General features: G+C 66.7%; 25 protein-coding genes and 1 pseudogene. 17 read left to right on the top strand and 9 right to left on the bottom strand.

Going from position 1 to position 25,588, the window contains the following annotated elements; genetic code table 11:
- The first annotated feature begins 12 nt into the window (after positions 1–12).
- Positions 13–576, top strand: a complete 564-nt coding sequence (locus tag QWM81_RS26925; RefSeq protein WP_290114977.1) for an SMI1/KNR4 family protein — start codon at positions 13–15, stop codon at positions 574–576.
- 233 nt (positions 577–809) lie between these two features.
- Positions 810–1,639, top strand: a protein-coding gene (locus tag QWM81_RS26920; protein ID WP_435372462.1) for an IS5 family transposase whose coding sequence is annotated in 2 segments (ribosomal slippage) — positions 810–1,131 and positions 1,131–1,639 — 831 coding nt in all. Because the reading frame shifts where the segments join, the coding sequence is not laid out codon by codon here.
- 55 nt (positions 1,640–1,694) lie between these two features.
- Here the strand turns inward: QWM81_RS26920 and QWM81_RS26915 are convergent.
- The gene (locus tag QWM81_RS26915; protein ID WP_290114973.1) at positions 1,695–2,108 is read right to left on the bottom strand and encodes a hypothetical protein; all 414 of its coding nucleotides are present in this window, start codon (positions 2,106–2,108) and stop codon (positions 1,695–1,697) included.
- 689 nt (positions 2,109–2,797) lie between these two features.
- On the opposite strand from QWM81_RS26915, the gene QWM81_RS26910 reads away from it, so the two are divergent.
- Complete coding sequence (locus tag QWM81_RS26910; protein ID WP_290114971.1) at positions 2,798–3,622, top strand: PIN domain-containing protein; 825 nt, start codon at positions 2,798–2,800, stop codon at positions 3,620–3,622.
- Here QWM81_RS26910 and QWM81_RS26905 read toward each other — a convergent pair.
- Complete coding sequence (locus QWM81_RS26905) at positions 3,576–3,848, bottom strand: hypothetical protein (protein ID WP_290114970.1); 273 nt, start codon at positions 3,846–3,848, stop codon at positions 3,576–3,578. The genes QWM81_RS26910 and QWM81_RS26905 overlap by 47 nt on opposite strands.
- A 292-nt stretch (positions 3,849–4,140) precedes the next feature.
- Here QWM81_RS26905 and QWM81_RS26900 point away from each other — a divergent pair, with 292 nt between their 5' ends.
- From QWM81_RS26900 to QWM81_RS26895, 3 genes and pseudogenes are all read left to right on the top strand, one after another.
- Positions 4,141–4,746: a relaxase domain-containing protein gene (locus QWM81_RS26900; RefSeq protein WP_290114969.1), complete on the top strand. Its 606-nt coding sequence runs from the start codon at positions 4,141–4,143 to the stop codon at positions 4,744–4,746.
- A pseudogene (locus QWM81_RS29230) lies at positions 4,716–5,108 on the top strand (relaxase domain-containing protein); the annotation flags it as partial. The gene QWM81_RS26900 and the pseudogene QWM81_RS29230, both read left to right, overlap by 31 nt.
- Before the next feature lie 154 nt (positions 5,109–5,262).
- On the top strand, positions 5,263–6,111 hold the full coding sequence (locus QWM81_RS26895; protein WP_290114967.1) for a hypothetical protein: 849 nt from the start codon (positions 5,263–5,265) through the stop codon (positions 6,109–6,111).
- A 358-nt stretch (positions 6,112–6,469) separates the two neighbouring features.
- Here the strand turns inward: QWM81_RS26895 and QWM81_RS26890 are convergent, their stop codons facing one another.
- Entirely contained in the window at positions 6,470–6,907 is a 438-nt protein-coding gene (locus QWM81_RS26890; RefSeq protein WP_290114966.1) for a hypothetical protein, read from the bottom strand.
- 1,325 nt (positions 6,908–8,232) lie between these two features.
- Here QWM81_RS26890 and QWM81_RS26885 point away from each other — a divergent pair.
- From QWM81_RS26885 to QWM81_RS26850, 8 genes are all read left to right on the top strand, one after another.
- Positions 8,233–9,117: a hypothetical protein gene (locus QWM81_RS26885; RefSeq protein WP_290114965.1), complete on the top strand. Its 885-nt coding sequence runs from the start codon at positions 8,233–8,235 to the stop codon at positions 9,115–9,117.
- A gap of 32 nt (positions 9,118–9,149) precedes the next feature.
- Positions 9,150–9,596, top strand: coding sequence for a hypothetical protein (locus tag QWM81_RS26880; RefSeq protein ID WP_290114964.1), 447 nt, complete (start codon positions 9,150–9,152; stop codon positions 9,594–9,596).
- A gap of 578 nt (positions 9,597–10,174) precedes the next feature.
- Positions 10,175–13,948, top strand: a complete 3,774-nt coding sequence (locus QWM81_RS26875; RefSeq protein WP_290114963.1) for a GDSL-type esterase/lipase family protein — start codon at positions 10,175–10,177, stop codon at positions 13,946–13,948.
- 110 nt (positions 13,949–14,058) lie between these two features.
- Positions 14,059–14,481: a hypothetical protein gene (locus QWM81_RS26870; RefSeq protein ID WP_290114962.1), complete on the top strand. Its 423-nt coding sequence runs from the start codon at positions 14,059–14,061 to the stop codon at positions 14,479–14,481.
- Entirely contained in the window at positions 14,478–15,122 is a 645-nt protein-coding gene (locus QWM81_RS26865; RefSeq protein ID WP_290114961.1) for a hypothetical protein, read from the top strand. The genes QWM81_RS26870 and QWM81_RS26865 overlap by 4 nt, the downstream gene beginning before the upstream one ends.
- Positions 15,123–15,677: 555 nt before the next feature.
- Positions 15,678–16,007: a hypothetical protein gene (locus QWM81_RS26860; RefSeq protein ID WP_290114960.1), complete on the top strand. Its 330-nt coding sequence runs from the start codon at positions 15,678–15,680 to the stop codon at positions 16,005–16,007.
- A gap of 87 nt (positions 16,008–16,094) precedes the next feature.
- Complete coding sequence (locus tag QWM81_RS26855) at positions 16,095–16,343, top strand: hypothetical protein (RefSeq protein ID WP_290114959.1); 249 nt, start codon at positions 16,095–16,097, stop codon at positions 16,341–16,343.
- A gap of 7 nt (positions 16,344–16,350) precedes the next feature.
- Complete coding sequence (locus tag QWM81_RS26850) at positions 16,351–16,596, top strand: hypothetical protein (RefSeq protein WP_290114958.1); 246 nt, start codon at positions 16,351–16,353, stop codon at positions 16,594–16,596.
- 58 nt (positions 16,597–16,654) lie between these two features.
- Here QWM81_RS26850 and QWM81_RS26845 read toward each other — a convergent pair whose 3' ends face one another.
- From QWM81_RS26845 to QWM81_RS26835, 3 genes are read right to left on the bottom strand one after another with little or no spacing between them, the layout of a single operon-like run.
- On the bottom strand, positions 16,655–17,158 hold the full coding sequence (locus QWM81_RS26845) for a hypothetical protein (RefSeq protein WP_290114957.1): 504 nt from the start codon (positions 17,156–17,158) through the stop codon (positions 16,655–16,657).
- A gap of 49 nt (positions 17,159–17,207) precedes the next feature.
- Positions 17,208–18,002, bottom strand: a complete 795-nt coding sequence (gene istB / locus QWM81_RS26840) for an IS21-like element helper ATPase IstB (RefSeq protein ID WP_290114956.1) — start codon at positions 18,000–18,002, stop codon at positions 17,208–17,210.
- Positions 17,999–18,916, bottom strand: coding sequence for a Mu transposase domain-containing protein (locus QWM81_RS26835; protein ID WP_290114955.1), 918 nt, complete (start codon positions 18,914–18,916; stop codon positions 17,999–18,001). The genes istB and QWM81_RS26835 overlap by 4 nt, the downstream gene beginning before the upstream one ends.
- Between QWM81_RS26835 and QWM81_RS26830 the strand changes: the two genes are divergently transcribed.
- Complete coding sequence (locus QWM81_RS26830; RefSeq protein WP_290114954.1) at positions 18,845–19,558, top strand: replication-relaxation family protein; 714 nt, start codon at positions 18,845–18,847, stop codon at positions 19,556–19,558. The genes QWM81_RS26835 and QWM81_RS26830 overlap by 72 nt on opposite strands.
- Positions 19,559–20,051: 493 nt before the next feature.
- On the opposite strand, the gene QWM81_RS26825 is transcribed toward QWM81_RS26830, so the two are convergent.
- Both QWM81_RS26825 and QWM81_RS26820 read right to left on the bottom strand, forming a co-directional pair.
- A complete protein-coding gene (locus tag QWM81_RS26825) occupies positions 20,052–21,890 on the bottom strand; it encodes an FG-GAP-like repeat-containing protein (protein ID WP_290114953.1) in 1,839 nt (612 codons plus the stop codon).
- Between the two features lie 66 nt (positions 21,891–21,956).
- The gene (locus QWM81_RS26820) at positions 21,957–22,676 is read right to left on the bottom strand and encodes a hypothetical protein (protein WP_290114952.1); all 720 of its coding nucleotides are present in this window, start codon (positions 22,674–22,676) and stop codon (positions 21,957–21,959) included.
- 403 nt (positions 22,677–23,079) lie between these two features.
- On the opposite strand from QWM81_RS26820, the gene QWM81_RS26815 reads away from it, so the two are divergent.
- The gene (locus QWM81_RS26815; RefSeq protein ID WP_290114951.1) at positions 23,080–24,174 is read left to right on the top strand and encodes a hypothetical protein; all 1,095 of its coding nucleotides are present in this window, start codon (positions 23,080–23,082) and stop codon (positions 24,172–24,174) included.
- A 40-nt stretch (positions 24,175–24,214) separates the two neighbouring features.
- A complete protein-coding gene (locus QWM81_RS26810; RefSeq protein ID WP_290114950.1) occupies positions 24,215–24,721 on the top strand; it encodes a hypothetical protein in 507 nt (168 codons plus the stop codon).
- Between the two features lie 56 nt (positions 24,722–24,777).
- On the opposite strand, the gene QWM81_RS26805 is transcribed toward QWM81_RS26810, so the two are convergent.
- A partial coding sequence (locus tag QWM81_RS26805; protein WP_290114949.1) for an RICIN domain-containing protein occupies positions 24,778–25,588 on the bottom strand: 811 nt, incomplete at its 5' end.

Raw genomic sequence — 25,588 nt, 5'->3', positions numbered from 1 at the left:
GGGTGTCGAAAGATGTGCATTGACGATTTGATCACTTTGATGCCCCCCCTTTCAGGGGCTGGCAGTGACGTCGATTGGGAGGCGGTTGAGGATGCCTGGGGAACGTCGTTTCCTTCGGACTATAAAGCCTTCATGAGGCACTATGGGCCTGGAGCTATCGAGAATTTCCTTTCAATTCTCGAACCTTCCATTGATGCATCCGGTCAACCTGGCGGGTATATGTTCGAAGAGACGTGGGTAGCCCAGGATGAATGGGAATCAAGTGGTCCTTCAGATGCTTGGTCCACACCGGATGCAATACTGGCTTGGGCAGTGGACGGCACTGCAGATCTTCTCTGCTGGCAGCGAACAGACGAGAATCCGGACGCCTGGCCGGTTGTTGTCTACGAGCGAGGCCGAGATCTGTGGCAGCGTTACGAATGTGGCATGGTGGAGTTTCTCCTGCGGATCTTCCGTTCTGAGCACCCGCGCCACCCCCTCTCAGGCACGCCGCTGTGGGGGACCGCCGAGCCTCGCTTCCTGACGCTGTCACAGGAGCGTCGGATCACCGCATCCGGCCGAGACCCCTGGGCATAGACCGACTGGTCGCCCATGTGCCGGCACGACTGTCAGCGGTAAGCGAGGCCCATGGGTTGGTTTTGGTCAAGACAGAGGCCGCCGCGGTATCTAGGCGGCGTCTGTGGTGTGTTGAGACTGTCCATGCGCTGTGCGCCTGGGCCGGTCGAGCTGACCTCCCATCTAGAGTGTGTCTCTTTGATGGGTTGGTCAGTTGATCGGATGTGTCTGTCCGACTAGTGATCACCGATGCGATGTGGGACCGGATCGAACCGTTGATGCCGGCCGATCCGGCCCGGGGGCGAAGGTGGGCTGACCACCGCCGGACCCTTGAGGCCATTGCGTGGAAGTACCGCAGCTGTTCGCCCTGGCGGGACCTGCCCATCGAGCTCGGGTCTTTTCAGACCGCTCACAAGCGCTTGATCAGGTGGGCCGTGGACGGCACGTGGGAACGCATCCTCGGGGCATTACTTGCTGCGGCGGATGATGGTGACGATGTGGACTGGACGGTCTCTGTGGACTCCACTGTCTGCCGGGCTCACCAACATTCGGCCGGAGCCAGGAAAAGGGGGCGCCCGGCCGGTCGGAGCCTGAGGATCACGCGCTCGGACGTTCCCGTGGCGGGCTGAGTACGAAGGTCCACTTGGCCAGTGACAGCCGGGCCCGTCCACTGGGTATCCACGTCACCGCCGGTCAGGCTGGTGACGCGCCGGCCTTCGAGGCGGTCATGGCCAGGATTCGGATCCCCCGCAGCGGGCCCGGAAGGCCAAGAACGCGCCCGACGACCGTCCTGGCGGATCGCGCCTATTCGTCCCGCGCGATCCGTGGGCACCTTCGTCGCCGAGGCATCCGGGCTGTCATCCCTCAGCCCGCAGACCAGATCGGTCACCGCCTGCGGCGAGGCCGTGCCGGAGGCCGCCCGCCCAGCTTCGACGCCGAGAAGTATAAGGAGCGAAATGCCGTCGAGCGGTGCATCGCCCGCCTCAAGCAGTGGCGCGGCCTGGTCCTGCGGACGGACAAACTAGCCATCGCCTACCAGGCCGCACTCCACGTCGCGTCCATTCTTATCGGGGCGTGGCAGTGACATGACTGCGGAAGCTACAGGCCCAAGCTTGAGACGAAGCCCGAGAAATTAGGTGCTACGACCTGCCACTGGCACAGAAGGGAGTCCGTCCAGAAGTCACTGCAACAATGCGGGGATCTGAGGGGTCAGTCCGGTAGTCGAGAGTCAAGGCTCCGTCATCACCGGGGTTGCGAGTGGTGGCGATCAGCACTGCCTGTTCAACGTCAAGCCATGGAAGTTCGAGCGGGGAGACGTTCCTGCTTCCGCGTGCCTGGAGAAAGAAGGCCGAGTGTGGATCATCGGCGAACATATCCATTGATTGGGACGCGTACGCCATCTGCTCGGGGTTCGATACGAAGGCAAGTGGGTCCTTGAACCACGGGATGACCTTCGCCAGCACCTCATCGCCCGGATGACGCCAGAGGTTGCGATCGATGAGCGACGTCAGCGGGGCGGGCAGAGTAAGTCCACGGACTATCGAAGGCGCCATGGCTCACAGCTTCGCACGGCGGACAACACCAAGCAGACACGCTCTAGACCCGGCGCAGTGGAGCAGTCGGCGAACGATCGGTCGCCCAGCTTGCTGTGACATGGGCCCTATCCCTTGCGGCGCAAGGGCTAGGGAGCTCCAGTGAAGGGGTGGGTCAACCTTCTGGGCGGCACCAACCGAGGCATGGGCCTGCCAGGAGGTCTTCCGGACGGGCCTGCGCCACTGTCAGGCCTCGGTCAGGCCGGGACCGTGGCGGTTCCCGGCTCGACCTGGGCCGGGCTGCGGCAGGCCAGGTACCGCGCCACATCCAGGGCCACGGCTCGGCGGCGGTGGCCTGGTGGTAGGTGTGGTCCACTACGTCGCCGACGGCTAAAATCCCGGGCAGGCTCGTACGCAGCGACGGGGCGGCGACCATGTAGCCCTCGACGTTGAGGTCGAGTTGGCCGATAGCAACTGCGTGCGCGGGTCGTGGCCGATGGCGATAAACGGCCTATGCTGTTCAGGTTGCGGTGGCGCCGGTGAAGGCGTCGCGCAGGACGACGTCTGCTAGCTTGCCTTCGCCCCCCTGATCTCGGAGACCACGCTGTCGAAGGCGAAGAAGACGCACTTCCTGCGGACCCGCCGTCGCAGCCGTACACACAGGCGTGAAAACCCCAGCGCAGCTGTGCTGGCGCTGCGATCATCGGCGGATGCTGGTCACACCCATACCCGGCGCGCACCGGGACAACGTCCTGAAGACCCTGCGATCCGTACACACCGCTGCCGGGAACATAGACGGCGGCCAGTTCGGAGGTGCCTATGGTCGCCTGCTCAAGTATCTGGAGTGGGCGAACGAGTCCGTACGGCTGCTCACCTCCCAGATCAGCGCCCGCGACATCGACCGGCTCGTACGAACGCGAACGCACCAGACGCTCCTGGACGGAGTCGGCCACCTCGCCGGCAGCGACCAGCAGCGGCTGGTGAACGGAATCGTCAGCCTCGAGATCGAGCAGCGCGTCGCCGCCCTCGGGGAAGCCGTCGACGCCTTCCAGGACCAGATGGCCATGTGGCCGAGCGGGCTCTCGCTCATCGCTCCGGACACCAGCTTCTACATTCGTCACCCGACGAAGTTTGAGGACGTCGACTTCGCTGAGTTTGCCGAGGGCACCGGCCAGGTCCGGGTGTTGTTCCCCATGGTGGTCGTCGACGAGCTGGATCGCCTGAAGGAGTCCAAGGACCGGCACACGCGATGGCGCGCCGGCCACACTCTTGCCGTCCTCGACCGCCTCCTCGACGAAGACTCTGCCAGCGCGTTGTACGGTGTAGAAGTCCTGCTTGACTCGCCTGGCCACAGCCGTCTGCCCAACCCTGACGACGAGATCGTTGACCGGGTACTCGGAGCTAAAGCCATAGCGGCCGGGCCGGTCCGGCTCCTGACCTACGACACCGGCCAGGCCATGCGGGCGAAAGCGGAAGGTCTGCCCGTCCTCAAGCTGCGCACCGGCGCGGGCGCGGGCGAGGAACCGAACTCGTAACGCGTCGGCGCCCGCCTCCGTACACGTCGGGGGCGGGCGGAGAGAGCTCGTAGAGGCCCGGGGCGCAGCGGACGCCCTTGATCCGTAAGCCGGGGCGGAACTGGCGGCCGGGGCGCAGGTCGGGCACGAAGGCGTCCAGGACGACGCGGCGGAAGCGCCGGCGCTGGGCGGGGGTGAGGTGCTGGAGGTCGGCGGTGAAGCGGGGGAGGGTCTCGAAGGTGGGCACAGGTCTCCTCCGGGCAGCACGACGAAGCCCCCGGCGGGTGCCGGGGGCTGATGTAGGCGGTGCTCGTTGAGGGTGCGCGTTCCTTGGCGCGTGTGGTGCTCGGTGGTGCTTGTCGGTGTCGTTCGGATCGTGATGTGAGGGCTGCCGGAGAGTGATGACATTCGCTTCCGGCCCGGGGCCGCTTCCCGCCCGGCGGGCACCTGAGAAGAAATTTCGGCCGCTGCTCCCGCCTGGCGGGACGTACCGCTGATCGTCCTTTTCTTGCAGGTCAGAGCCGTGTGGCGTGGTCTGCATGACAGTGGATATCAGGGTCGTACGGGCCGGTCAGATGGACCGCTACTACCTGCGCGAGACCGTTGTCGGCCACGGCCGCCGCCCGGCCCGCACGCCGCTGCGCGAGGCCCAGGAGCAAGCCGGTGTCCCGGCCGGGCGATGGATGGGCCGTGGGCTGGCCGTGCTCGGACTGACGCCGGGTGAGGAGGTCACCGAGAGCCAGCTGCGGAACCTGTTCGGCGAGCGGGGCCGGCACCCGTACGCGGACCGGATCGAGGCCGACCGGCTCGCCAAGGGCGAGTCCCCGAAGAAGGCGTTCAAGGCCGGCGCCCTCGAACGCCGGGTGATGGTCACGGGTGTCGACTTCGTCTTCCGGCCGCAGCCGACGATCTGCCTGTTGTGGGCGCTGGGGGATGAGGAGACCCGGCGGGTGATCGAGGCCGCGCACGAGCGGGCGATCGAGCGGGTGCTGGAGTGGATTGAGGACGAGGCGGCGGTGATCCGGTACGGCAAGGACGGCATCTACCGGGTGCGGCCGCCCGCGGTCTGGTTGCCGCCCGCTTCCGCCACTACGAGGCTCGCTCCGGGAGGCCCTTGCTCCATGACCATCTGCTTCTGTCCGTGAAGGGGCAGCGCTTGGACGGAAAGTGGGGCTCCATCCACACCACGGCCCTGCACGAGAACACCGTCGCCGCCTCCGCGCTCTACAACGAGCTCGTGGCCGCTGAGGTCTGCCACGCGCTGGGGCTGGCGACCGAGCCGCGCACCGTCACCCCGGGACGCCGGCCGGTTATGGAGATTGCCGGGGTGCCGCACGAGCTGATCCGCTGGACCTCCCGGCGCAGCGACCAGATCGCCGCCTGCCTGGCAGAGCTTGAGCACGAGTACGTGACCGCCGTCGACGACGACGGCGAGCCACGGTTCCTGCCCGTGGTCTCCGAGCGGGCCCGCGCCAAGCTGAACGGGATCGCCGCGAAGATGACGCGCCCGCCGAAGCAGAAGGCCCGGCCCCTCGCGCAGCTGCGCAAGGAGTGGAAGGAGAGCGCGATCCGCACCTCCAAGGTGGCCGCCGACGTCATCAACTCCCTCCTCGAGTACGCCCGAGCCGCGGGCTGCAGCGATCCGGGCCCGGGTCGCCGCCGTGGTCGACGTCGCCCTGGCGGCCGTCGACGTCGCCGCGACGGTGTTCGTAATGAACGACGGCGGCCGATTCCACCGCAGGCACCTGCTCGCCGAAGCCCGCCGCCACCTCGCTCTCGTCCTGCGTGGCCGCCGCCGCGAGCCGGGCCTGGACGACCGGATCGTGGCTGCCGCCATCTCTACGTACTGCCTGGACATCAGCGAGCCGAAGACGGTGCGCGGCCTGGAGTCCGGCTACCGCCTCTACACAGCCCGGTGGGCCCTGTCCGACCTCACCAACCGGCGCCGCCCACCCACCCCCGCACCCGACCCGGACCGGCAACCCCCGGCCGATCCCGGCGAGCCGGCTGCGCCCCGGCCCCCGGGCCAGGGCGCGGGGGAGTGGGAGATACCCCGCATCCCGCTGCAGTACGAGCGAGCTGTCCTCGCCGGCGCGGTGGTACGGGAGAAGCTGCGCACCACCACCGTCACCGCCGTGCGCGGCCGGGCGTACGACATCGTCGCGCACCAGCAGGCGGCGATGCCCGAGCAGCTGCTCGCGCCCGCGGCCGCCGACCCCGAAACCGACGACCAGGAGCCGGAGGCCGGACGGAAGGAGGTGATCGATCTGACGGCGCTGCGGGCCCTCCGGGAGTCCAGGACGGACGTGGAAGCCCTCGATCTCACTGCCGAGCGGCTGCGCCACCTCGGGGCCGCCATCACCGCAGCGGCCGACCGAGCCCGCGCCACCATGGACCGCTACGCCGAACAGGACGATGCCGACGCGGTGCGCCCGGTGCGCCAGGACGACCAGCAGGCGCACCGACCGCAGGAGCCCGGACCGCACCGCGGCCGGGAGACCGGCCACTGAACGCACCCAGTCGGCGCACTCGATGCGGCCGGTGAGCACAGACGATGTCGTGACTCACCGCTTGGAGGCACGACGATTCAGTCGGCTCGAACATACGCCCCGCACATGGCCAGTGCTTGGCCCTCTTGCAGCGGGCGAGCTCGGCCGGCGTGCAACGGAGCAACCTGTGAGTGGTTGACCAGCGTCAGGGCTACCGACGGCGGCAGGGGTTGCACCACAGAAGTATCCGAGCATGGAGCGAGCCACCGCCGCAGCCGGGTGTGACGGCTGAAGTCCGGCGGTGGCTCATGAAGGCGCCTCAGTTCCCGCGACATACGAGTGTCGGGCAGACTTCAATCCAAAGGAGCTGCGTCGGCGGTCAGGGGATTAAGGGCGAACCGGTGAGCTGCCAGGTGATGGCTCCCTTTCCGTCACCTTCGATGTCGTATATCACTGTAGCGTCGGCGGACCACGAACCAGTTGAGCCGAATGCCGTGGCGGGACTCTGGCAGGTCAGAGCCGTCGAGTTGGCCCAGGCTTGGTTTAATTGGTCAGTGAAATCACACGTCTTAGATGTGACGATGCTGTCGGTGCCGTTTGTAGAGCGCTTCTCTGCGCGGGTGGTCACTCGCACGCTGGAGAAGCGCTTGGACCGGTCGACGACCTGGTCAGCCAAGAGGTGCCAATATAGCGTCGTGCGGGCCTGAACCTGATTTCCGTTGACGACGCCAACGCATACGTCCGCGAAGATGGCAGTGTCAGGCTTATCGCCGGGGAGGTCGAGGGTCCGGTTGTTGACCGTGCTGTCGGCACACACCTCCCCAGACTGCAAATCCGTTGTGTCGGCGTAGGCAGGGCTGAGGCTGGCTGAGACTGCGAAGAGTGCGCAAGCTCCCGTAATGCTCCTGAGTGCGCGACCGCTTGTAAACATTGGCGGGATCTCCCTTGGCTTCATGTGGGCGAAATCTTTCGCGTTTGGTCCAGCATGGCTGAGCTCGCCGTCCTCTCAAGTGAGGGCGGGCTTTTGGGCGGCACACGTCTGAGTGATCTTTCGGGTGCCCGGCCAGGTACTCTATAGGACTAGCGGAAACCTATTACACCTCGTGATTTGATTGGCCTGAACTCGCCCCGAAGGGTGAGGCTGCAAGGAGAAAGTGAGAGCCGGTCAGGCAGGGGTATCTGGGTAGTTTCGCCTCAACGGAACCCACAATGTGGAGTGACCTATTCCCTGATTGTCATGGCCATACGTATGTGAGTTGGCGATTGGATGCCGCGCCGGCCTATCACGGCTCCAGTCGTGCATGCAGGCATAGCAACCATCCGCGACGCCCGCGTGTGGCCGACGGCGTCCTGCCGGACAGCTTCCATGCCACGACCTGATCGTTAGTCATGTACCGGTACATCTTCCGGGTGCTTGGCAAGGCTGTGGTCGGCCCAGGTGCCGTCCATGATCAGCACAGTGTTCTTGCGGAACCTCCTGCGCTGTGCAGCACCAGCGAGTGCCTGATGCGGTCGACTTGGGCACCTACCGAACAGCGGTTGCCAGCTGCCTCAGGGTGAGGTTCGCCCGCCAGGGCGGTGACCAGCACAACTGGACATACAGCGACTAGCTCAACGGCTGGCCCTTGTGGATCTGGGTCGCGCCTCTTTACGGGCGAAGCCGGGTGATGCGAGCCACGCACAGTCATTTGAGCTTCGGCACTCTGCTTGCTAACTGATGAGTTCGGCCGGTTAACAGAGCTATCGAGGGCGGCGCCGACATCCCGTGATCACACGGCCTCTACGAGATCATCTCGCCTCTGACCAGCAATCTCGGAGCAACTGCAGTTGAGTCGGCAGGCTGTTCAAGTGATCGCAATCCAGCCAGTGCGGGGTGCGTGAAGCGAGCTTGATCAGCTTCCGTATTAGGGAGTCCTCACGTAGGTGCGCAGAACATCCATGTGGTCCGGCTGATGACGTCGCTCCGGTTGCGGCCCGGTTCTCGCCATGTCAGGGCCTCTCACCTGTCGCGCAGTGATTCCTGTGCCTAGAGTGATCGGGCGCTCAGCGTGAACTAGACCATGCCCCGGCGTACGACGCGGCCGAGGGGCCAGCTGTCGAGCAATTAGCGCGGGCATGCGTCGATATAGCCGAGGGGGACGTGTGAAGAGCAAGCTTAAGACGGTTGTGCCTGCACTCGCGGCGTTAGCCGTGGCCGGCACAGCCTTTGCGGTCATGCCAGGTTCGGATGGCGACAGGTCTGCCGCCGTTGACCGGCCGACTGCGCCGCAGGAGCCGGCGGCTAAGGCGTACATCGGGGATCCCGAGGACCCGGCGACGTGGAAGTTGCCTGTCGAGGCTTATCTGCCGACCAAGGCGGAGGCGCGTCTCCTGTCGTCCTCCCGCGATGACGCGATCAAGAGCTGCATGGCAGATGCCGGCTTCCCGGACTGGAAGCCAGCGCCTGATCTGCCCGCGGTCCGAGGGACAACGCTGACCGACTGGCGCTACGGCATCCACGATCTCGCGCAGGCCAAGGAGAACGGTTACCACCCGGACCCGGCGCAGCAGGCCGCATATCAAGAGGCGCTCGCTGCGGACGAGTCCATGAACGCTGACCAGGACACCCTGCGTAGCTGTGCCACGAAGACGGACGGCACAGGCGTCAGTGTTCAGCAGAACGCACTGGTAAACCAGATCACTGGCAGCAGTTACCAGCAGTCGACGGGGACCCCTGCGGTGAAGAAGGTTTTCGCGTTGTGGTCGGCATGTATGAAGTCCAAGGGTCACACCTACAGTGAGCCCCTGGATGCCAGCGACCACTTCAGTACCGGCTCGGGCGAGGTCAGCGAGGCCGAGAAGCGAACAGCGGTAGCGGACGTGGAGTGTCGAGACCAGCACCACGTGGAGAAGACCTGGTTCGAAGCGGAAGCTGCGATCCAGCAGAAGGAGATCGCTGGACGGCTCGATGACCTGAAGAGGCAGAAGGCTGCCATCAAGGCGGCCGTCGCAAAGGCCGGCTCGACGTCTCAGGAGGCGGGGCGATGAGGCTGGTCGGCAGAGCGGTTTCCCTCACGGTCATGGCCGCCGCCCTGTTCGTCGCGAACGCTGGTGCGGCCAGCGCGGCGGACCCCGGCTGGGACTCCGAAACGCTTCACAGCATGGAAGCCTGCTACGACCCGGGCTCCTCGAAGTTCAAGTTCACCCTCTGGTACAACTCCGGGCAGAACGGCGCGTACCGGAACATGCATCACCCGATCTACAACTTCGATGCGCTCCGCCCTGGGGACGGCGCCGACCACCCGCTGAAGTACTGCGGCGGGGGAGGTAGCAGCCCGTGGCCGGGTTCTTACCAGCGAGTGAAGAACAACGCCGCGTCCGGTGAGAACTTCCACTACAAGTACACGGCCCGTGTGTACTTCCGCAGTGGTTTCGGCGGCGCCCAGGACGTGATGGGCCCGTACCAGCACATCGACCAATTCCGGAACGTCTACAACAACAACGCGTCGTTCCAGTTCACCAGCTGACGATCGACTGGCCTTCGCCGCTGCCCAGTCCGGACTCTCGCACCGGACTGCGGCAAGCTGGGCCCTCGCTCCCGGATGTCTGGGGCAGGACACGTGTGCCTTCAGCCTCGCGATGCCGGGAGACGCCCGATCACTGGGTGTGCTCAGTGCGCCAGCGTTCACAAGCTGCTTGATCTCCCAACCTGTGATCAAGTCGAGGCCTCACAGCGACGCTGTGTGTCACGGCCGGCAATCCGGCGGTGCCCAGACGGCGGAGCATGCCTGTGGCCGCGCGGTGAGCTTCGAGCCGCCCCGGAGGCGAGCCCAGCACAGAGCGCCTCCCCATCGACCGCAGCACTCCTGTGTGGTCCTCCCCATTCAGGGCTGCGGCGATTTCTCGTCCATACCCGAAAGGTCACCTCTTGAGGAGTAAGGTGCGATTATCCAGACGAGCACGCGCGATCGCAGGCCTTGCAGCCACCGCGGTCTTGACCGGGCTCATCCAGACTGTTCCGGCTATGGCAGCCCCCACGCCACCGTCACCCGGCCCCGTGAGCAGCGAGCCGCCGGAGCCGACTGCCCGAGTACAGGATCCAGGCATGAGACTCGGCAAGGACTGGACGGCTTCTGCTGATCGGGCCGTGACCACTGCGGCAGATTCTGGAGGGTTAAAGATCCTTGTCGCGGACAGCAAGGAAGCCTACGAATGGAGGACGGTCGCCACCCTCGCAGAGCCCGGCATGCCGGCGGATGCGTGGATCGGGAATGCGTGCGTAATGGACCGGGAGCACGTAGCCGCCGTCTACGCGCCGCGCACGTTCACCAACAAGCCGGACCTGATGCAGGGCGGTGCATTTACCGCCGTCATCGAATTGCAGACCGGCACGGTCACGAAGCTTCCGTTCACCGCGTCGATGGCCTACTTCGACCCGACCTGCAACCCCCAGACCCGCACTGCCGCGTTCACCGCCTTCCGAGACAACAAGACCCGCCTAATCACCGTGGCGACCACCGGCAAAACCATCGCGGACGCCTCCGTGGACGGGCAGGTGACATCTGCTGTGCCCGTGAACGGTGGCCTTGTCGCCGCACGGGGACGGCACCTGGTTCACCTCAGCCCCACCGGCAAGGCCCGCACCCTGGCCAGGGCAGACAGTGTTCCGTCCCAGATCCGCCCCACACGTGACGGGGTGGCGTTCCTGGACCGCACGGGTGACACCGCCCGCGCGAAACTGTGGACCAAGCGAGGCGAGACCTCGACGCTGGCATCTGGCAAGCTCGAGGACCTGGCCCTCAAGCAAGGTACCGGCGGCCGGGTGTTCCTCACCGGGCAGCCCAAGAACGCCCGGCTGGCGGGCAGTGCAGTGACCCGCCTGAACGTTCCGGCGGACGCCGAGGTGTCCAGTCTCGGCCGGCTGGCCGTCGACCCGGTCCTCATGCCGGGTGTGCGGGCAGGTCTGGACAACATCCAGAATGCCGGGAAGGGCTTCACCAAGGCCGAACCGTCGGCCCCCCGGCGCAGCGCCCAGGGCCCCGCGAACGATGCCGGGGCGCCAACCATCACGAGCCTCTCGACCGCCACCGGTCAGAAGATCACCCAGGCGCTGGTGGACACCAGCAGCGCCACGGGGAAGGAGTCCTTCTCACCCGCCCTCAACACCACCGGCACGAGCCGCCCGGCACCCGGCAGGAGCGGGCGGGCCGCAGCGGCCGATGACCCACGGGCCTCCACTCCGATCGACACCGACCGCCTGTGCTCCATCCCCCGCAACGACGTCAAGGCGCTCGCCCTGCAGCCGACCCCGAACCAGATCGAGTGGGCCGTGAACATGGCGATCCGCGGCGAGCTGCGTGCCAAGTGGATCAAGCAGGGAGGCTGGCGAGCCCAGGCCGGACTGGGCACCGTCGACCCCCAGGGCCTGTTCCCTCCACCGACACTGAAGGGCGGGGGCCGTATTCCAGCTCAAGTATTGCTGGGCGTGCTCGCGCAGGAGTCGAACCTCTGGCAGGCCGAGGGCGGTGCCATACCCGGGCAGATGGGCAACCCGCAGGCCGCGATCGCCGGATTCTATGGGCACAAGGGTGAGACGGCCGAGGAGTACTGGAAGATCCGCTGGCTGAACTCGGACTGCGGTTACGGGGTGGGCCAGGTCACCGACGGCATGCGCCTGGCTGGGCACGAGAAGCCCGGTGAGACGTCCCTGCCTCCGCTCAAGCAGAAGGCCGTAGCCCTGGACTACTCGGTGAACATTGCCGCCTCCATGTACATCCTCGCGGACAAGTGGAATCAGGTGCACACCGCCGGACAAACCATCACCGTCAATAACGATGACGCGTCGAAGCCGGAGAACTGGTTCACCGCGCTGTGGAACTACAACCTCGGCTTCAACCCGAACAACGGTGATGGCACGCCGTGGGGACTGGGCTGGTACAACAACCCCGCAAACCCGTTCTACCCGCCGTCGCGGCACCCGTTCATGACCGACCCGCGTGACGCCGCGAAGCCCCAGAATTGGCCATACCAGGAGAAGGTGATGGGCTGGTCCGCCTGGTCCATGGACACCGGCTTCTCCTACTCAACCGACGGACGGCAGGATTGGCCTGGTGAATCCGGATACTCCAGCGTCGGGTTCCGGCCCGCCTGGTGGGTCACCGAGGTGCAGCGCGACTTGGTGAAGCCGCCGCTGGACGCGTTCTGCAACGCCACCAACAACTGCAACGCGGCCAGCCCCCCGGACTGCCCCGACGAAGAGTGCTACAAAAAACACTGGTGGCGCGGGTCGAACGTGACGTGGAAGCCAGACTGCGCCACCGAATGCGGCAACGAAAGCATCAAGTACGTCACACTACGCGAGGAGCCGGGCCGCGGGTATCGGTTGGAAAACGGTACCCCGAAGTGCAGCCCTGCCCCCGCCGGCGCGCTGATCGTGGAATCCGTACCCGACAACATCGACACTTACGGCGGCTGCGGATCGAGCGGCACCGACGCGGGGCACTTCCAGTTCACGTTCTACCCCAACCCGGCAGCGACCGGCCCCGGCCTGGGCCCGTACCAGGCCAAGGGAGATCTGCACCAAATAGGCGGCGGACAGGGCGGCCACTTCTGGTACGCCCACACCCGCGACACAGCGCACCTCGGCGGGGACTCCGGGGTGATGACTGTCAAGGGCACCTGGACCCTCGACAAAAACATCGAATGGGCCCGCGTGATGGTACATCTGCCAGATACCGGAGCCCACACCCGGCAGGCGGCCTACGTGATCGGCGGCGCCGACACCACCAGCAACGTGCGCATCGTCGAGCAGCGCGCCAACCGGTGGGTGAGCCTCGGAGCCTTCCGCTTCACCGGAACACCAACCGTCACCCTCACCAACGCCACCGCTGACGGCACCGCCGACGAGGACGTCGCATGGGACGCGGTCGCCTTCCAGCCCCTTCCTGGCAAGCCGAACCACATCGTGACCGCGATGGGCGACTCTTATTCTTCCGGTGAAGGAGCCTCCGACCCGGGCGGCGACGACTACTATCCGGAGTCCGACTACTACAACAAAGTGTCGGGTGACAAAACGAAGAACACCTGCCACCGCTCCCGGCACGCCTGGCCCCGCCGCGCGGTCCTGCCCGGCGAAGCACTCTCGGTTGGAGAGTTGGCGGACCCGTGGAGCCCCAGAATGGACTTCCAGTTCACCGCCTGCTCCGGCGCCCGCCACTACAACATCCTCAGCATCACGCCGGACTCCGGAGAGCTGCCGCAGATCCAACAGGGCTATCTGGATCAGCACACCACCCTCGTCGCCCTATCGATCGGCGGTAACGACATGGCCTTCGCTGACGTCATCAAGAAGTGCATCACCGCCATCTCTGACGTGTGCCAGAACGGGTCGATCAAGACCCGCAACCCCGACACGGGGATGCCATACGACACCGACACACCCGAGCTGAAGCGCTGGCTGCCGGCATGGGCACATACCGTCATCCGGCCCCGCCTGGTGAAGACGCTCAGGGCACTTCACGAAAAGGCACCCAACGCGAAGATCGTGCTCATGGGCTACCCCAGGCTCCTGGAGAAGAACGGCTCGTGCGTGGTCGGCATCGGCACCGAGGAGGCGCCCTGGCTGAACGAAATGGGTGACGTCGTCGCCACCGAGATGAAGGGAGCCGTCAGCGACGCCGGCTCGTATGCAGTGTTCGCCGACCCGCGGTCTGCCTTCGCCGGGCAGGCGATCTGCGGAGACCCGGAGACGATCCACGGCATCACACTCACCGGGCACTCCAAGGCCGACACCAAGCCGATCTCGATGAAGTCGTTCCACCCCAAGGTCTCCGGAACGGCGCACTACGCAAAAGCGTTCCAGGACGCCCTCGCTCAGTAACAGCCAGCGAGTTCTGGGGCTCCGTACGATGCGGCGCCTCAGAACAGCTTTCAGGGTTGAGTAGCTGTGCGGATAGAAACCCACCAGATGACAGGCAGATAATCGTGCTCATGACCTATTTAGTGCGGGCTGTAAAAGTGGCTTCCACGGCCGCTGCGGCCACGCTCGTCGCATGGTGGCTCATCCGCAGTCTGTACACGCTGATCGATCACGCAACCGAAGCCGACAGCGCACGCAACCCGCTCGCGGGAGTCCCCTACTACCTGGCCGCCAACGCCGCAGGCATCCTGTGCCAGCCCTTCGCCCTGTGGGCCGGCGCCAGACTCGCCGGAGTCCGCGGCAACCATCTGGCCATCGTCATCAGCACCTACGTGTGGGCAACGATGACCACGGCACACCTGGTCGACTCCACACCGAGCCCGGGCGAGGCCGTCCTGTGGGTGGCCATCCAGTCGGCCGCCGCGACTGGGGCCTCGCTCCTGCAAGCCAGAATCATGCCGACCAGCACACAACCCAAGGAACGGTCCTCGTGACCCGGCGCCCGGTGAAGGTTCTCATGCTCCGTGCTGTGACGCGGCCGCTCCTTCTCACGTTCAATGTCGTGGCCCGTCTGTGGACGCTTCTTGGCTCGACCAGCCGGCACAGAGCCCACCGACTCGCGGACAGTGATACCGCACAGCAGGCACGTCAGGCTGCTGAGGCACGGCTGCGGGCCATCGCCCAGGCCTACGCGCAAAGCACGCCCTTGGTATTGCGTCTCGTGGTCGTGGAGGACAGCTACACCCGTGGAATGGCAGGCTGGGACATGTTCAACCCGGTCAAGCCTGCCTACCAAGTGTCCTGCTCGATGCGTCTGACGGCCTACTACAGTTCCCCGCTGCCTGCACCTGAGACCATCACCAGGATCCTCGCCGCCGGGGAGCAAGCCTTGTCCGGCATCCCCTTCACCCACGACAACGCCCACGAGGACAGACAAGGTGCAATGACTCACGTGGGCCACACCCTTACCTGGGATCAGCCAGGCTCGCATGTTCCTGAGCCTGAACAACCGGCTAACGCCTTCCGGTTCGTTTGCCAGCCCCCAGGGGCGCGCGTGGACGGTATCCGCCGCCGGCATGGCACGGTGTTCGCGCTGACCCTGCCGCCGGAGAACTACTACCAGGTCCCCCGATGACAGTGTCCTGGCGGCGGTTGGGCGAGCTCCGGCAGGTGGAAGCTGGGGCTGTGATGAATCTGCGATGATCACCAGCTTGGTGAGCGGCTCAGCTGGTGATGTTGTGATCGTTTCGGGACGTAGCTCGATGCCTACGTGGTGGTCTTTGCGGAGCGTTGAGGAGCTGGAGAGGCGCTGAGGTGTGGGTTTAGCTGCCTGCTCGGAATGTAGTGATTGGCACGGGATTTCAATTGTGCTGCGGGGGCGAGTGGATTGATTTCTGCTGGTCAAGGCTGTGCGGCGGGCGGTGACCGAGGTGCGAGACGGCCACGCGGTGTACCGCCGCCGTGTGTGACTACTGGAGGGGGGGCGGCACTGTGAGGGCTTTGACCAGGCGATGATGTCGAGCGCGCCTACGGTTACGGCATGTCTGCCTTGGCGCTGACGCGTGATCGGGGACAGAGCATGGCTGGCAGGGCGATTCGACGAACTGCTGTGTAGCCAAAACCGCCCAGACGCCCTTCAGGGCCGTGCGTACGCGTTGCCGGGGGCAGTCGCTGCACATCCCGATGTCGAGTGCGAAATCGGCCCACGCTGACAGTTGTCACACACTCCCTCAACCGGGGGCACGCCCCACAGGAACATCAGCACCTGTCCGTCAGGCTCGTCGGCCGTCGGCACCGGCTGACGTCCGAAGTACCGCCGAAGATCCAGATCGAGCCGAAGGAGGACCTGGTCGCCCTGCTCGGCCGCTTTCCGGACAGTGGCGACGCCGTCGTCATGGGTCTCGTCGCCGAGCACCTCGCGTCGTGGACGGTCCTCAACCCGACCAAGGGCAAGGGCAGTCAGGCCGCCGCGAACAAGTGCGGGCGGACGATCGGCGGCGGAGGTACCCGCACCCGGTGACGAACATTCGGGAACGCTCCACACGCGTGGCGGCATCCTGCGATCATCGAGTCGTCCCGAGCGAGCGATACGAACTGAGGTAGCACGATGGCGTGGGACTACGCGGAACTGGCCAAGGAAGCTGCCAAGCGGGGCGGCCCCCTCGCGCTGCGGTACTTCTACACCGGGCGAGGCGTCATCATCGGTGGCGCCGTCACCGGCGCCACCATCGCCGGGACCGTGGCCTACGACAAGTGGAGCAAGCGCCGCGCCGCCGCTGCTGCCGAGGCAGCGCCGGAGACCACCACGGAGGCGGCGTCCTCGGAACGCCCGCCAGCGCCCGGTCGCCCCCAGTAGATTAGTGGTGCCGCTGCTCAACCGTCTCCTGCACGGTCTGGAAGCGTTCCCCGACTTTGTCGGAGAGACCCGGCGGACCTTCACCGTCCTGGTCGGCCAGACCGTCCACTTCCTCAGGGCCGCAGCCGACCTGGACACCGCCACCGCCTTCGACGAAGGGCGGACCGGCCCCGACGGCAAACGCATCAAATTCCGTGACTACCGGCGGCTGGCTTCGTTCACCTTCAGTGACAGCGTTTGTCGACCAGTTTGAGCGGCGGTTAGCGATCTCTGGGACGATGAATGTTCACGAGTTTTGACGGCGCTTCGCGTCAGTGATCTTGGCCTGGAGTCCGTGCGGAGCAGTCGTGTCCGTCGCCGGGCAGGCCCATGACGTTCAGCACGGGTTCCTCGCCCTCGGGGATCTCGAAGGTGAAGTTCGCTCCTGACGGGATCGCCGTGAGCGAGCACTGGTCGCCGAAGGTCAGCGGAGGATAGGGCTCCCAGGAACAGCCGGTCTTGTCCAAGGCGGAAACGACGTCCGCGTGCTTGAGCCCTGCCGGGAAGGTGCCCGTTCCCCCGACAGCCGACGGGGGGAGTTCGACGACGTCACGCCAGGTCTGGACGCAGATGAGGGAGACCTTGCGGCAGCGGCAGACACTCAGTTCAAGGTCTCCGTAGGCGAAGAGCCGCGGCCACTTTCTGTTCCGGCTCATTGCTCCGATGTCCCACGGCTCGCCGAGTGCCGCGGTCACATCGTTCCAGTCGGCTCCGCTGAACACCGGGCCCAGCCGACCTGTCTTCGCCATGCTGGTCAGGACATCGAGTATCTCCACGAGGCGGAGCCTGACAGGTGCCCTGACCAGCAGTCCAGCGGTTTCAGGGTTAGCCCGCTGCGGGTTGTTCGGTTCGGGCTCGGGTGCTGGCGAGGCGGTAGGAGTCGGTGCCAATCTCGATGATGGTGCCGTTGAAGGTGAGCCGGTCGACGATGGCCGCGCAGAGGCGGGGGTCAGTGAAGGGCTTCGTCCAGCCGCCGAAGGACTCGTTAGAGGCGATGGCGACGCTGTTCTTCTCCTCGCGTTCGGTCAGGACCTGGAAGAGGAGTTCGGCGCCGTGGCGGTCGAGTTCCATGTAGCCGAGTTCGTCGATGCAGAGCAGGTCGACGCGTCCGTAGCGGGCGATGGTCTTGTTCAGCTGCTTCTCGTCGGCGGCCTCGACCAGCTCATTGACCAGCTTCGTCGCGAGGGTGTAGCGGACGCGGTAGCCCTTCATCGCGGCCTCGGTGCCCAGGGCGATGAGCATGTGGGACTTGCCGGTGCCGGAGTCCCCGATCAGGCAGAGGGGCTGGCTCTTCTTGATCCACTCGCAGCTGGCGAGGGTGTGGATGGTGGCCGGGTCGATGTTCGGGTTGGCGTCGAAGTTGAAGGACCGCAGGGACTTCTCCCGGGGGAAGCCAGCCGCCTTGATCCGCCTCTCCGAGCGGCGGCGGGCCCGGTCGTCGCACTCGGCCATCAGCAGTTCGGCGAGGAAGCCGCGGTAGGTCATCTGGTCCTTCATCGCCCGGTCGGCGATGTCGGAGAACTCGTTGCGGATCGACGGCAGCCGCAGCAAGCGGCAGGCGGAGTCGATCGCGGCGTCGGCGGCCTGCTCGGTCAAGCCTCGCTGGCGGGGCATGGTCACTGCGCTTCTCCCTCACGGTGGCCGCTGCCGCTGGTGCGGCGGCGTCGGAGCAACTGGTCGTAGTGAGACACCGAGGGCAGCGGCCTGGTGTCCGGCGGAAGATGGGCCAGGCGCCACTCGTGCAGGGACGTCACCGTCGCCGGCGGCTGGCCGACGGCCCGACTATCCGGTGCGGGCTCGGTCTCGGCCTGGGCGGCCTTGCGGGCCTCCAGCGCGACCGCATCCGCGGTCATGGCCCCGGCCCGCAGAGCTGCGGCCAGGCCGGCGACGACATGTTCGTGCGGCATGTGGCGTCCGAGCAGCAGCACCTCGATGAGCGCGCGGGTGCCGTCCCGCTCGCCGTGGGTCTTCATGGCCTGGGTCCACCAGGCGTCGTGGACCGGGGTGAATTTGCCCGCCGAACGGGCCTGTTCGAGAGCGGTTGAGCCCGGGAAGGCGCCGGGCTTGCGGACCAGGACCTCCAGGTAGTGGTCCAGCTCCAGGCGGACGGCGCCTTTGGCGATCAGCCGCTCGTGTCGGGCGACCTCCACGTTCTGGTCGTAAACCACCAGGTGAGAGGCGTGAAGGATGACCCTCACCCGCTTGCCGATCAGCCGGATGGGGACCGAGTAGCGGTTCGTGCGGACCGGGATCTGGCCGTAGCGGTCGACTCGCGGGGTGAACAACCGCCCGGTCTCGAACGGCTCCGCCGGAAGCGGCATCAGCAGCGGCTGTTCGAGCGCGAAGTCCTCGGCGATGGTCCGGGACCTGGAGCCGATCCGGCGGGCGTCGTCCTGCCGGTCCCACTGCTCGACCATCTCGTTCAGCTCGGCGAGCGAGGACACCTCGGGGACCGGGACGAAGTGGTTGCGGCGGAAGTAGCCGATCTGACCCTCGACGCCGCCCTTCTCGCGAACGGCAAGGACGGCAAGCACCAGATCTGGAACCTGACCCCGGCGGGGCAGAAGGCTCTGGCCGATGGCAACGAGCTGCCTCCCCGACCGAAGGCCGGCACCGGAGCGAAGGCCGTTCGCGCCGGGTTCGGTCCGCACGGCGTCGCGGTGACGGACATGATCCTCGCCTACGGCGGCCGCAAGCATCTGACCGACTGGCAGGTGGACGTCAACCACGCCATCAAGGAGACCGGCCTGAGCTTCAACACCGACGCCGTCCTCGCGTGGCCGACCAAGACCAGCGAGGTGCGCCTCTTCGAACTCGACAACGGCACCATGTCCCAGGCCCGCCTCGCCAAGGAGGTCTGGGACTACGAGCGCTACGCCGGGCACCGCGTCTGGGAAGGCGCCCGCGGCACGATCGGCGGCACGTACCCGTTCTGGCAGCGCCACCGCTACACCCGCTCCCAGACCTTCCCGCGGCTGCACGTCGTCCTGGCCGGAAAGGAGGAGCACCTGCTCGACAACCGCCTCCAGGCGCTCGCCGACGACGTGAAGGGCATCGCCGTCGCCGTCTGGGTGAACACCCTGCCCCGGCTCCGGCGCGGCGAGCCCTGGTACGAGATCGGCGTCGACGACCCGGACCAGCGCCGCCGACGCTACCCCGAACCCGCCGGCCGCTGACGGCGCGCGTGACGCTGGGCACGTCCCCTCCACGAAGGGGGCTGCCCGGCCTCCGGCCCGGCGGGCGGAACGGGACAGAAGACCTCATGCCACCGCGTGGGACGAACGGGCCCACCTGACGGCACCAGCCCACCAGATGCCCTACACCGGCCGCATGAGACTCAGCCGAGAAGAAGCCGCACCCCAGGATCCGCCGGGCGACCTGTGGCACGCCCTGTCCCAGCTCCAGCACATCCACCCCGCCCCCGTGGGCCCGCGTCGGGCCGCTCGCCCGCCCGGTCGGACTGCTGTCCTTCGCCATAGCCACCGAGACCGTCCTCGCGGCCCGCGTGCAGTTGTCCGGCGCGGAGACGATGCACGAACTGAACGAGACGCTCCGCTCGATCACCGGGGGCATGCACGCCCACTTCACCCCATATATGAGGCGCACACCGCCGGCCTCACTGTCTCTTCCGCCACGCCGCCGTCACCATCGGTGCCCCAGCACGCCGGGCTATCGGGTCCTGAAGCGGCGGTGGAGGTTTCGGGCCACGTAGACGCCCGGGCCGCCGAAACCGACGATGTCGACGCGTCCGTCGCCGGTGATGTCGGCGAGGAAACGGGGATGGTGGCCGATCCGCCAGGCGCCGGCGTCGTCGTCGTACCCGAAGCCGCGGCAGACCAGCTGGGCCTGCTCGAACGTGCCGTCGCCGCGGTTGTGGGAGACCCACACTCCTTCGTCGCCGAAGCCGACGATGTCGGGGGTGCCGTCGCCGGTGACGTCGGCGAGGAAGCGCAGGTGCTTCTTGGCCGTCCATCCCTGGGCGGTGCCGAAGTCGTTCAGGACGAGCTTCGAGGGCTCGAAGGTGCCGTCGTCGAGGCCGCGTGCGACGACGACGCCGTAGGGGCCGAAGCCGATGATGTCCGTCGCTCCGTCGCCGGTGGTCTTCAGCAGGAACCGGGGGTACTCCTCGGCCGAGGTCCACCCCTGGTCGATCCCGAAGTCGTCGAGGACGTAGAGGGGTTCGGCGAAAACACCGTCCTCGTCCTGGAAGGAGATCCAGACGCCGTCGTCGTGGCAGCCGACGATGTCGAGCCGGCCGTCGCCGGTGGTATCGGCGAGGAAACGGGGGTGCTTGTCGGCCAGCCACCCGCCGGCCTTCTCGTCGTGGCCGAACGCACGGAGAGCGGGCTCGTCGGACAGCGGCTCGAACGTCCCCTGCTCGTCCTGGAGGGAGATCCAGACGCCGTCGTCGTGGCAGCCGACGATGTCGAGCCGGCCGCTGCCGGTGGTGTCGGCCAGGAAGCGGGGGTGCTTGTCGGCCAGCCACCCGCCGGCCTGATCGCCGTGGCCGAAAGCTTGGAGGGCCGGCTCGCCGCCCGCGAGCGCGAAGGTCCCGTCCTCGCCCTGGGGGGATACTCGGACACCGTCGGCTGCCAGCACCACGATGCCGGGCTTTCCTTCGCCCGTGATGTCGGCGAGGGTCCACAGGTCCGCGGGACTCGGGGAGGGCGCGGGCGGCTGCAGGACGCGCTCCTCGTCCTCGAACGTTCCGTCACCTCGCGCAGTCGCCGTCACGGTCCCCTTGGCCGGCTTGAGCGCGACGATGTCCGCCGGCGCCTTTCCGGCGGTTTCGGCGAGGAACCGCGCGCCGAGCCCGGCCCACGAGCCCGGCTGTGCGCCGGGGCGGGGCACGGCCCCTTCGCTCTTCCAGCCGCCGGCGTCCTGGTCGGTTCCGAACCGGTCGAGAACCAGCAGCAGATCGCTGAACGAAGGTGTCGCACCGGGTGCGGGCCGCAGCGCCGCCGAGTGAGCCAGCCGCCAGGACTGCCGTCCGTTCCAGTGCCCCAGCCGTGCCCAGCGCAGCACCGGGTCGCTGACGCGCTCGGGCTCGGCCGGCACGAGACGCCACCGCTGGCTCTCCGCGTCCTCGTCGTACGCGCGCACGACGACCGGGGTGCCGCTCTCACCGGAAGCGTCGCGGTCGAGGTCGAGGACGGTGTCGTCGGCCGCGCTCTCGATGAAGTAGAGGGCGGCTTCGCCCTCGACGGGGACGAGGCGCCACTGCTGGGCCTTCTTGCCGTCGGCCGCTTCTCCCTGGCGGACGCCGCCGTCCGCAGCGGCGGGCTGCTCAAGGGCCTTCCCGCCAGTCGCGTTGCGGATCACGTAGACCTGCTCGTCCTGCGCGGACTGCACGGGAAGGATCTGCCACTGCTCCGGGGCCGGACCGTCCTCGGGGAGCTCACGGACGACGACCGCCCCGCCCTGCCCCGGCGCGGCCCTGCCGTCGAGGATCTCCCCCGTGGCGGCGTTGACGATCTCCAGTTTCAGTTCTTCCGTGGGCACGGGCATCGTGGTGCCTCTTCCAGGGGTGCGGACGGTGGCTCGGGACGGGTGTCGTACGGCGGTGGCCGCGGATCACGTGAAGACGTGGTGGTACGGGACATTCCACTCGCTGGGCAGGCGCGGGTAGAACGTGTTGATGACCGTCCCGGTGAAGTCCCCGCCCCAGTTGTGGGTGAGGCTCACCTCGCTGTTGGCGGTCACCGCGTGGTCCTTGAAGCCGAGGATGGCCTCGGGGTGGGTGATGGGCACGAAGGTGATGCCGCCCCATGGAGTGACCGTGACGACCCAGAGCTGGGTGTCCTCGGGTGCGCCGTTCTTCCCCCGCCACTTGTCGCCGACCTTGTCGGGCAGGCCGACCTGGACGGTGTCGGCCGTGCTCTGGGGCGCGTCCTGGTGGACGGTGATGCGCCTACGCTGCGGCTTCGGCATGCCGTCGTCGCCACGTCCGGCGTCGGTTCCGCCCGCGCCCGCGAGCTTGGGCGTCACCTGGCCGGCGGCGCTCTCGATGAAGTACAGGGGCCGCTGCCCGAAGAAGCCGGCGGGGGTGATGTGCCAGAGGTGGCCCTTGGCCTCCTTGACGGTGTCGTCGAGGGCGGTGGCCAGCTGGACGCCCTTGTCGTGGCTTGCCTCGCCCAGCTCTGCGGGTCGCAGGTAGCCGCCGTTGAAGGCGTGGACGAGCATGACCGGCCGGTTTTCGACCAGTGCCGCCACGATCGCGTTGTCGTAGCTGTTCACCGCCACCGGGCCGCCGACCACCAAATTGGACATTGCCGTGCGCTCTTGGGTGTACATCGCGGAAACCTCACCTGTCCTGAATGCGAAACACGAAAACTTCGGATGCTCAACGCGGCACTCAATGGAGCCGTATTGAAGCGGACCTGGCCTTCGAACGGAAGCCGAATGGAGCTGGATTAACGGCCGAAAGCGAAGCTCCCCCAGCGGTAGTGCCTGGGGTCACGGTACCCATGAGCAAGTTGACAAAAAGTCATCGATCGAGTGAATGCCAGTGAAGAAAGGTCACTTCACTGGCGTTTCGGAAATGACTTCCGAAAATCGATCACTCGATTGAGTGTGACATGCGAATACGCCTTCCCGGGTGCGAGGGGATGCGGTAATTTCGTCCGGCGGAACGTGCGCAGTTTTCTCTTTAAATTTCACCGAGCACGGTTCGGCTGAATTAGTTGAGGACGGGTAGATGCCTTCCACCGCATACAGCCTGGTAGAGGCCAGGCGCCAGCCGCTGACGAAGAAGAACCTGCGGGAACTCAACATCGAGCAGATCTCGCAGGACATCCTGAACCACCCCAACCTGGTCTACGCCGACCCCTCCGGTGTGAAGCACAAGCCCGTCGGGTTCTCTGTGAACAAGTCGATCTTCGGCACCTTCTCGGGGACCGCGTTCGAGCGGGGCTGGCTCGCCTACATGAACCTCGGTGAGCCGCTGATCGAGGTGCGGGGCGACATCGCCCAGCCCCCGCCCGACACGTTCTCTTCCCGCACCTACGTCAACCGCAGCGGCGCCGAGATGACCTTCACCGACTCGGTCGACTTCACCATCTCCAACGGGGTCACCTGGTCACTCCACGGGGACGCCAAACTCACCTTCGGCGGCAGCATCGGTGCCTCGCTCCAGCTGCAGCTGCAGAACCAGCTGCGCCTGGACCTGCAGTCGCAGCTCGCGGCGTCGTGTCAGAACGGGACGGCGAACAAGAACGCGAACACGGTGACCAACAAGAACAGCAAGGACAGCATCGGCGTCGACAACGCCAACACCAGCGAGACGTCCGCGAGCAGCTCCGCGACGAACTCCTCGTCGAACACGATGACCAACTCGGTGGGGTTCACAACCTCGGGCAGCGCCACCGGCAACGCGTCGCTCAACGCCCAGTTGGCCCTGGGCATCGCCGCCACGGTCGGCGGCTCCCTGAACACCAGCTGGGCCTCCAAGTCGCAGATCTCCGGCAAGGTCCCGGCGAACTCCCGCGTACAGACCATCGTCACCCAGCGCCGCACCCGCAAGCAGTACACCTACGAGATCCCGGTGACCTTCTCCGGACTGATCGCGGTCCAGTACGCCGTGCCGGTGGCGGTCCTGTCCCCCCCACAGCCCGGCATCTACCCCGGCCTCAGCCACATGGTCGCCCGCGACATCAACGACATCGACCTGACACCCGGCGGCTTTCGCATGACGGGACTGGCCGAGGTCGTCTCCGCCCTGGACGTCCACCACACCATGCTCGACGTCGAGAACCTGACCGTCAGCCAGCAGACCCTCTACAAGCAGCCCTGACCACGCGGCACCGCCGCCACGACGACTAGAGGTGACGACCATGGTGTTCGACAACATCTTCAACTCCGCAGGCAAGGGCGCGGGCCTCTTCTCCGTGACCACCGACAGCACGAAGACCCAGCCAGGTGAGGACGTCGACTTCGAAGACTCCAACGACGGCACATACGACGACACCAGCACCAGCCTGTTTAATAACGCGATCCACGGCGCCTCCTCCCGCGCGAAGATCGTGCAGGAGACCTCGCCCGAGGCGCGGGCCGTCCTGGGCTTCCTCGGCTCCTTCATCCAGACCACCCAGGCATCCGCCAGTGCGCAGGCCCAGTACGCCCAGGACCCCGGCTCGGTAACCAAGGCAGCCTCCGCCGGCATGCAGGACGCGAGCGCGACGGTGAGGGAATACGGCGACCTCCAGAAGGACGAGGATCTGGAGAGCAGGCCGAAGAAGGACGACTTCAGCAAGCCCCCCACGACCCCGGAGGCTCCGAAGGCTCCGGAAGCGCCCAAGGCGCCCAAGGCGACCGCGGAGAAGCCGTCCCGTTCCGAGTAGAACCCGAAGCCGCGAGAGGGGGCAGGGGCGAGACCGCCCCTGCCCCCTCTCGCGCGCTATGCGGGAAGCAACTGCCACTGGCGACCTCGGTGGTCGCCCTCCGGCCTGTGCTGCTTGACGACCGTGCGGGCGTTGGTGTCGACCTGCAGCAGCAGGCCGCTGTTGCGGTTGGCGATCTCGTACACTCGCGGGCTGTCGGCCGCCGAGTCGACCGGGACCAGCTTCCACTGCTGGTGGTGTGCGTCGTCGCCCTCGTAGGCCCGCTGCGCGACCACCGCCCCGCATCCCTCTGATTTGGCGACTTCCAGGACCTTGCCGCTGCGCACGTTCTCGATCCGGTACAGAACATCACCGTTGTCTTGGCCCGTGGCGACCAGCCGCCAGCGCTGGTGGTTCCTGGGCGCGGCGAGCAACTGGTGGATCTCGGCCCCGTCCTTGAGGGACTCGCGGTGGACTCCCATCCGGAGCCTGCTGCGGACGTTGGCCCAGGAGACCACCGTGCCCGAATCAGGCAGCCCGGACACCCTCGCTGACGCTACCTTCCGGATCCGGTGGTTGACGTGGTCGGCGACGTGGAGGGCCCCGTCGCGGCCCATGGCGAGCCCCACCGGGTTGTTCAGCTGTGCCGAGGTCGCCGGGCCGTCGTCCCCGTCGAAGCCCGCGGTGCCCGTGCCGGCGACCGTGCTGATCGTCCCGTCCGCCGCGACCTTCCGGACCCGATGGTTGTTGCTGTCGGCGATGTGGAGGGCCCCGTCGCGGCCCATGGCGAGCCCCACCGGGTTGTTCAGCTGTGCCGAGGTCGCCGGGCCGTCGTCCCCGTCGAAGCCCGCGGTGCCCGTGCCGGCGACCGTGCTGATCGTCCCGTCC

This window comes from Streptomyces ficellus (assembly GCF_030406405.1).
Lineage (GTDB): Bacteria > Actinomycetota > Actinomycetes > Streptomycetales > Streptomycetaceae > Streptomyces > Streptomyces ficellus_B.
The sequence above is the reverse complement of the archived record's forward strand: the minus strand, read 5'-3'. Positions and strand labels throughout refer to the sequence as shown.

Coding starts and splice junctions, on each gene's coding strand:
- QWM81_RS26855 (WP_290114959.1), top strand. CDS start 16,095: ATGGCGTGGGACTACGCGGAACTGGCCAAGGAAGCTGCCAAGCGGGGC.
- QWM81_RS26915 (WP_290114973.1), bottom strand. CDS start 2,108: ATGGCGCCTTCGATAGTCCGTGGACTTACTCTGCCCGCCCCGCTGACG.
- QWM81_RS26875 (WP_290114963.1), top strand. CDS start 10,175: ATGAGACTCGGCAAGGACTGGACGGCTTCTGCTGATCGGGCCGTGACC.
- QWM81_RS26825 (WP_290114953.1), bottom strand. CDS start 21,890: ATGCCCGTGCCCACGGAAGAACTGAAACTGGAGATCGTCAACGCCGCC.
- QWM81_RS26815 (WP_290114951.1), top strand. CDS start 23,080: ATGCCTTCCACCGCATACAGCCTGGTAGAGGCCAGGCGCCAGCCGCTG.
- QWM81_RS26900 (WP_290114969.1), top strand. CDS start 4,141: ATGACAGTGGATATCAGGGTCGTACGGGCCGGTCAGATGGACCGCTAC.
- QWM81_RS26880 (WP_290114964.1), top strand. CDS start 9,150: ATGGCCGCCGCCCTGTTCGTCGCGAACGCTGGTGCGGCCAGCGCGGCG.
- QWM81_RS26910 (WP_290114971.1), top strand. CDS start 2,798: ATGCTGGTCACACCCATACCCGGCGCGCACCGGGACAACGTCCTGAAG.
- QWM81_RS26820 (WP_290114952.1), bottom strand. CDS start 22,676: ATGTACACCCAAGAGCGCACGGCAATGTCCAATTTGGTGGTCGGCGGC.
- QWM81_RS26870 (WP_290114962.1), top strand. CDS start 14,059: ATGACCTATTTAGTGCGGGCTGTAAAAGTGGCTTCCACGGCCGCTGCG.
- QWM81_RS26925 (WP_290114977.1), top strand. CDS start 13: ATGTGCATTGACGATTTGATCACTTTGATGCCCCCCCTTTCAGGGGCT.
- QWM81_RS26810 (WP_290114950.1), top strand. CDS start 24,215: ATGGTGTTCGACAACATCTTCAACTCCGCAGGCAAGGGCGCGGGCCTC.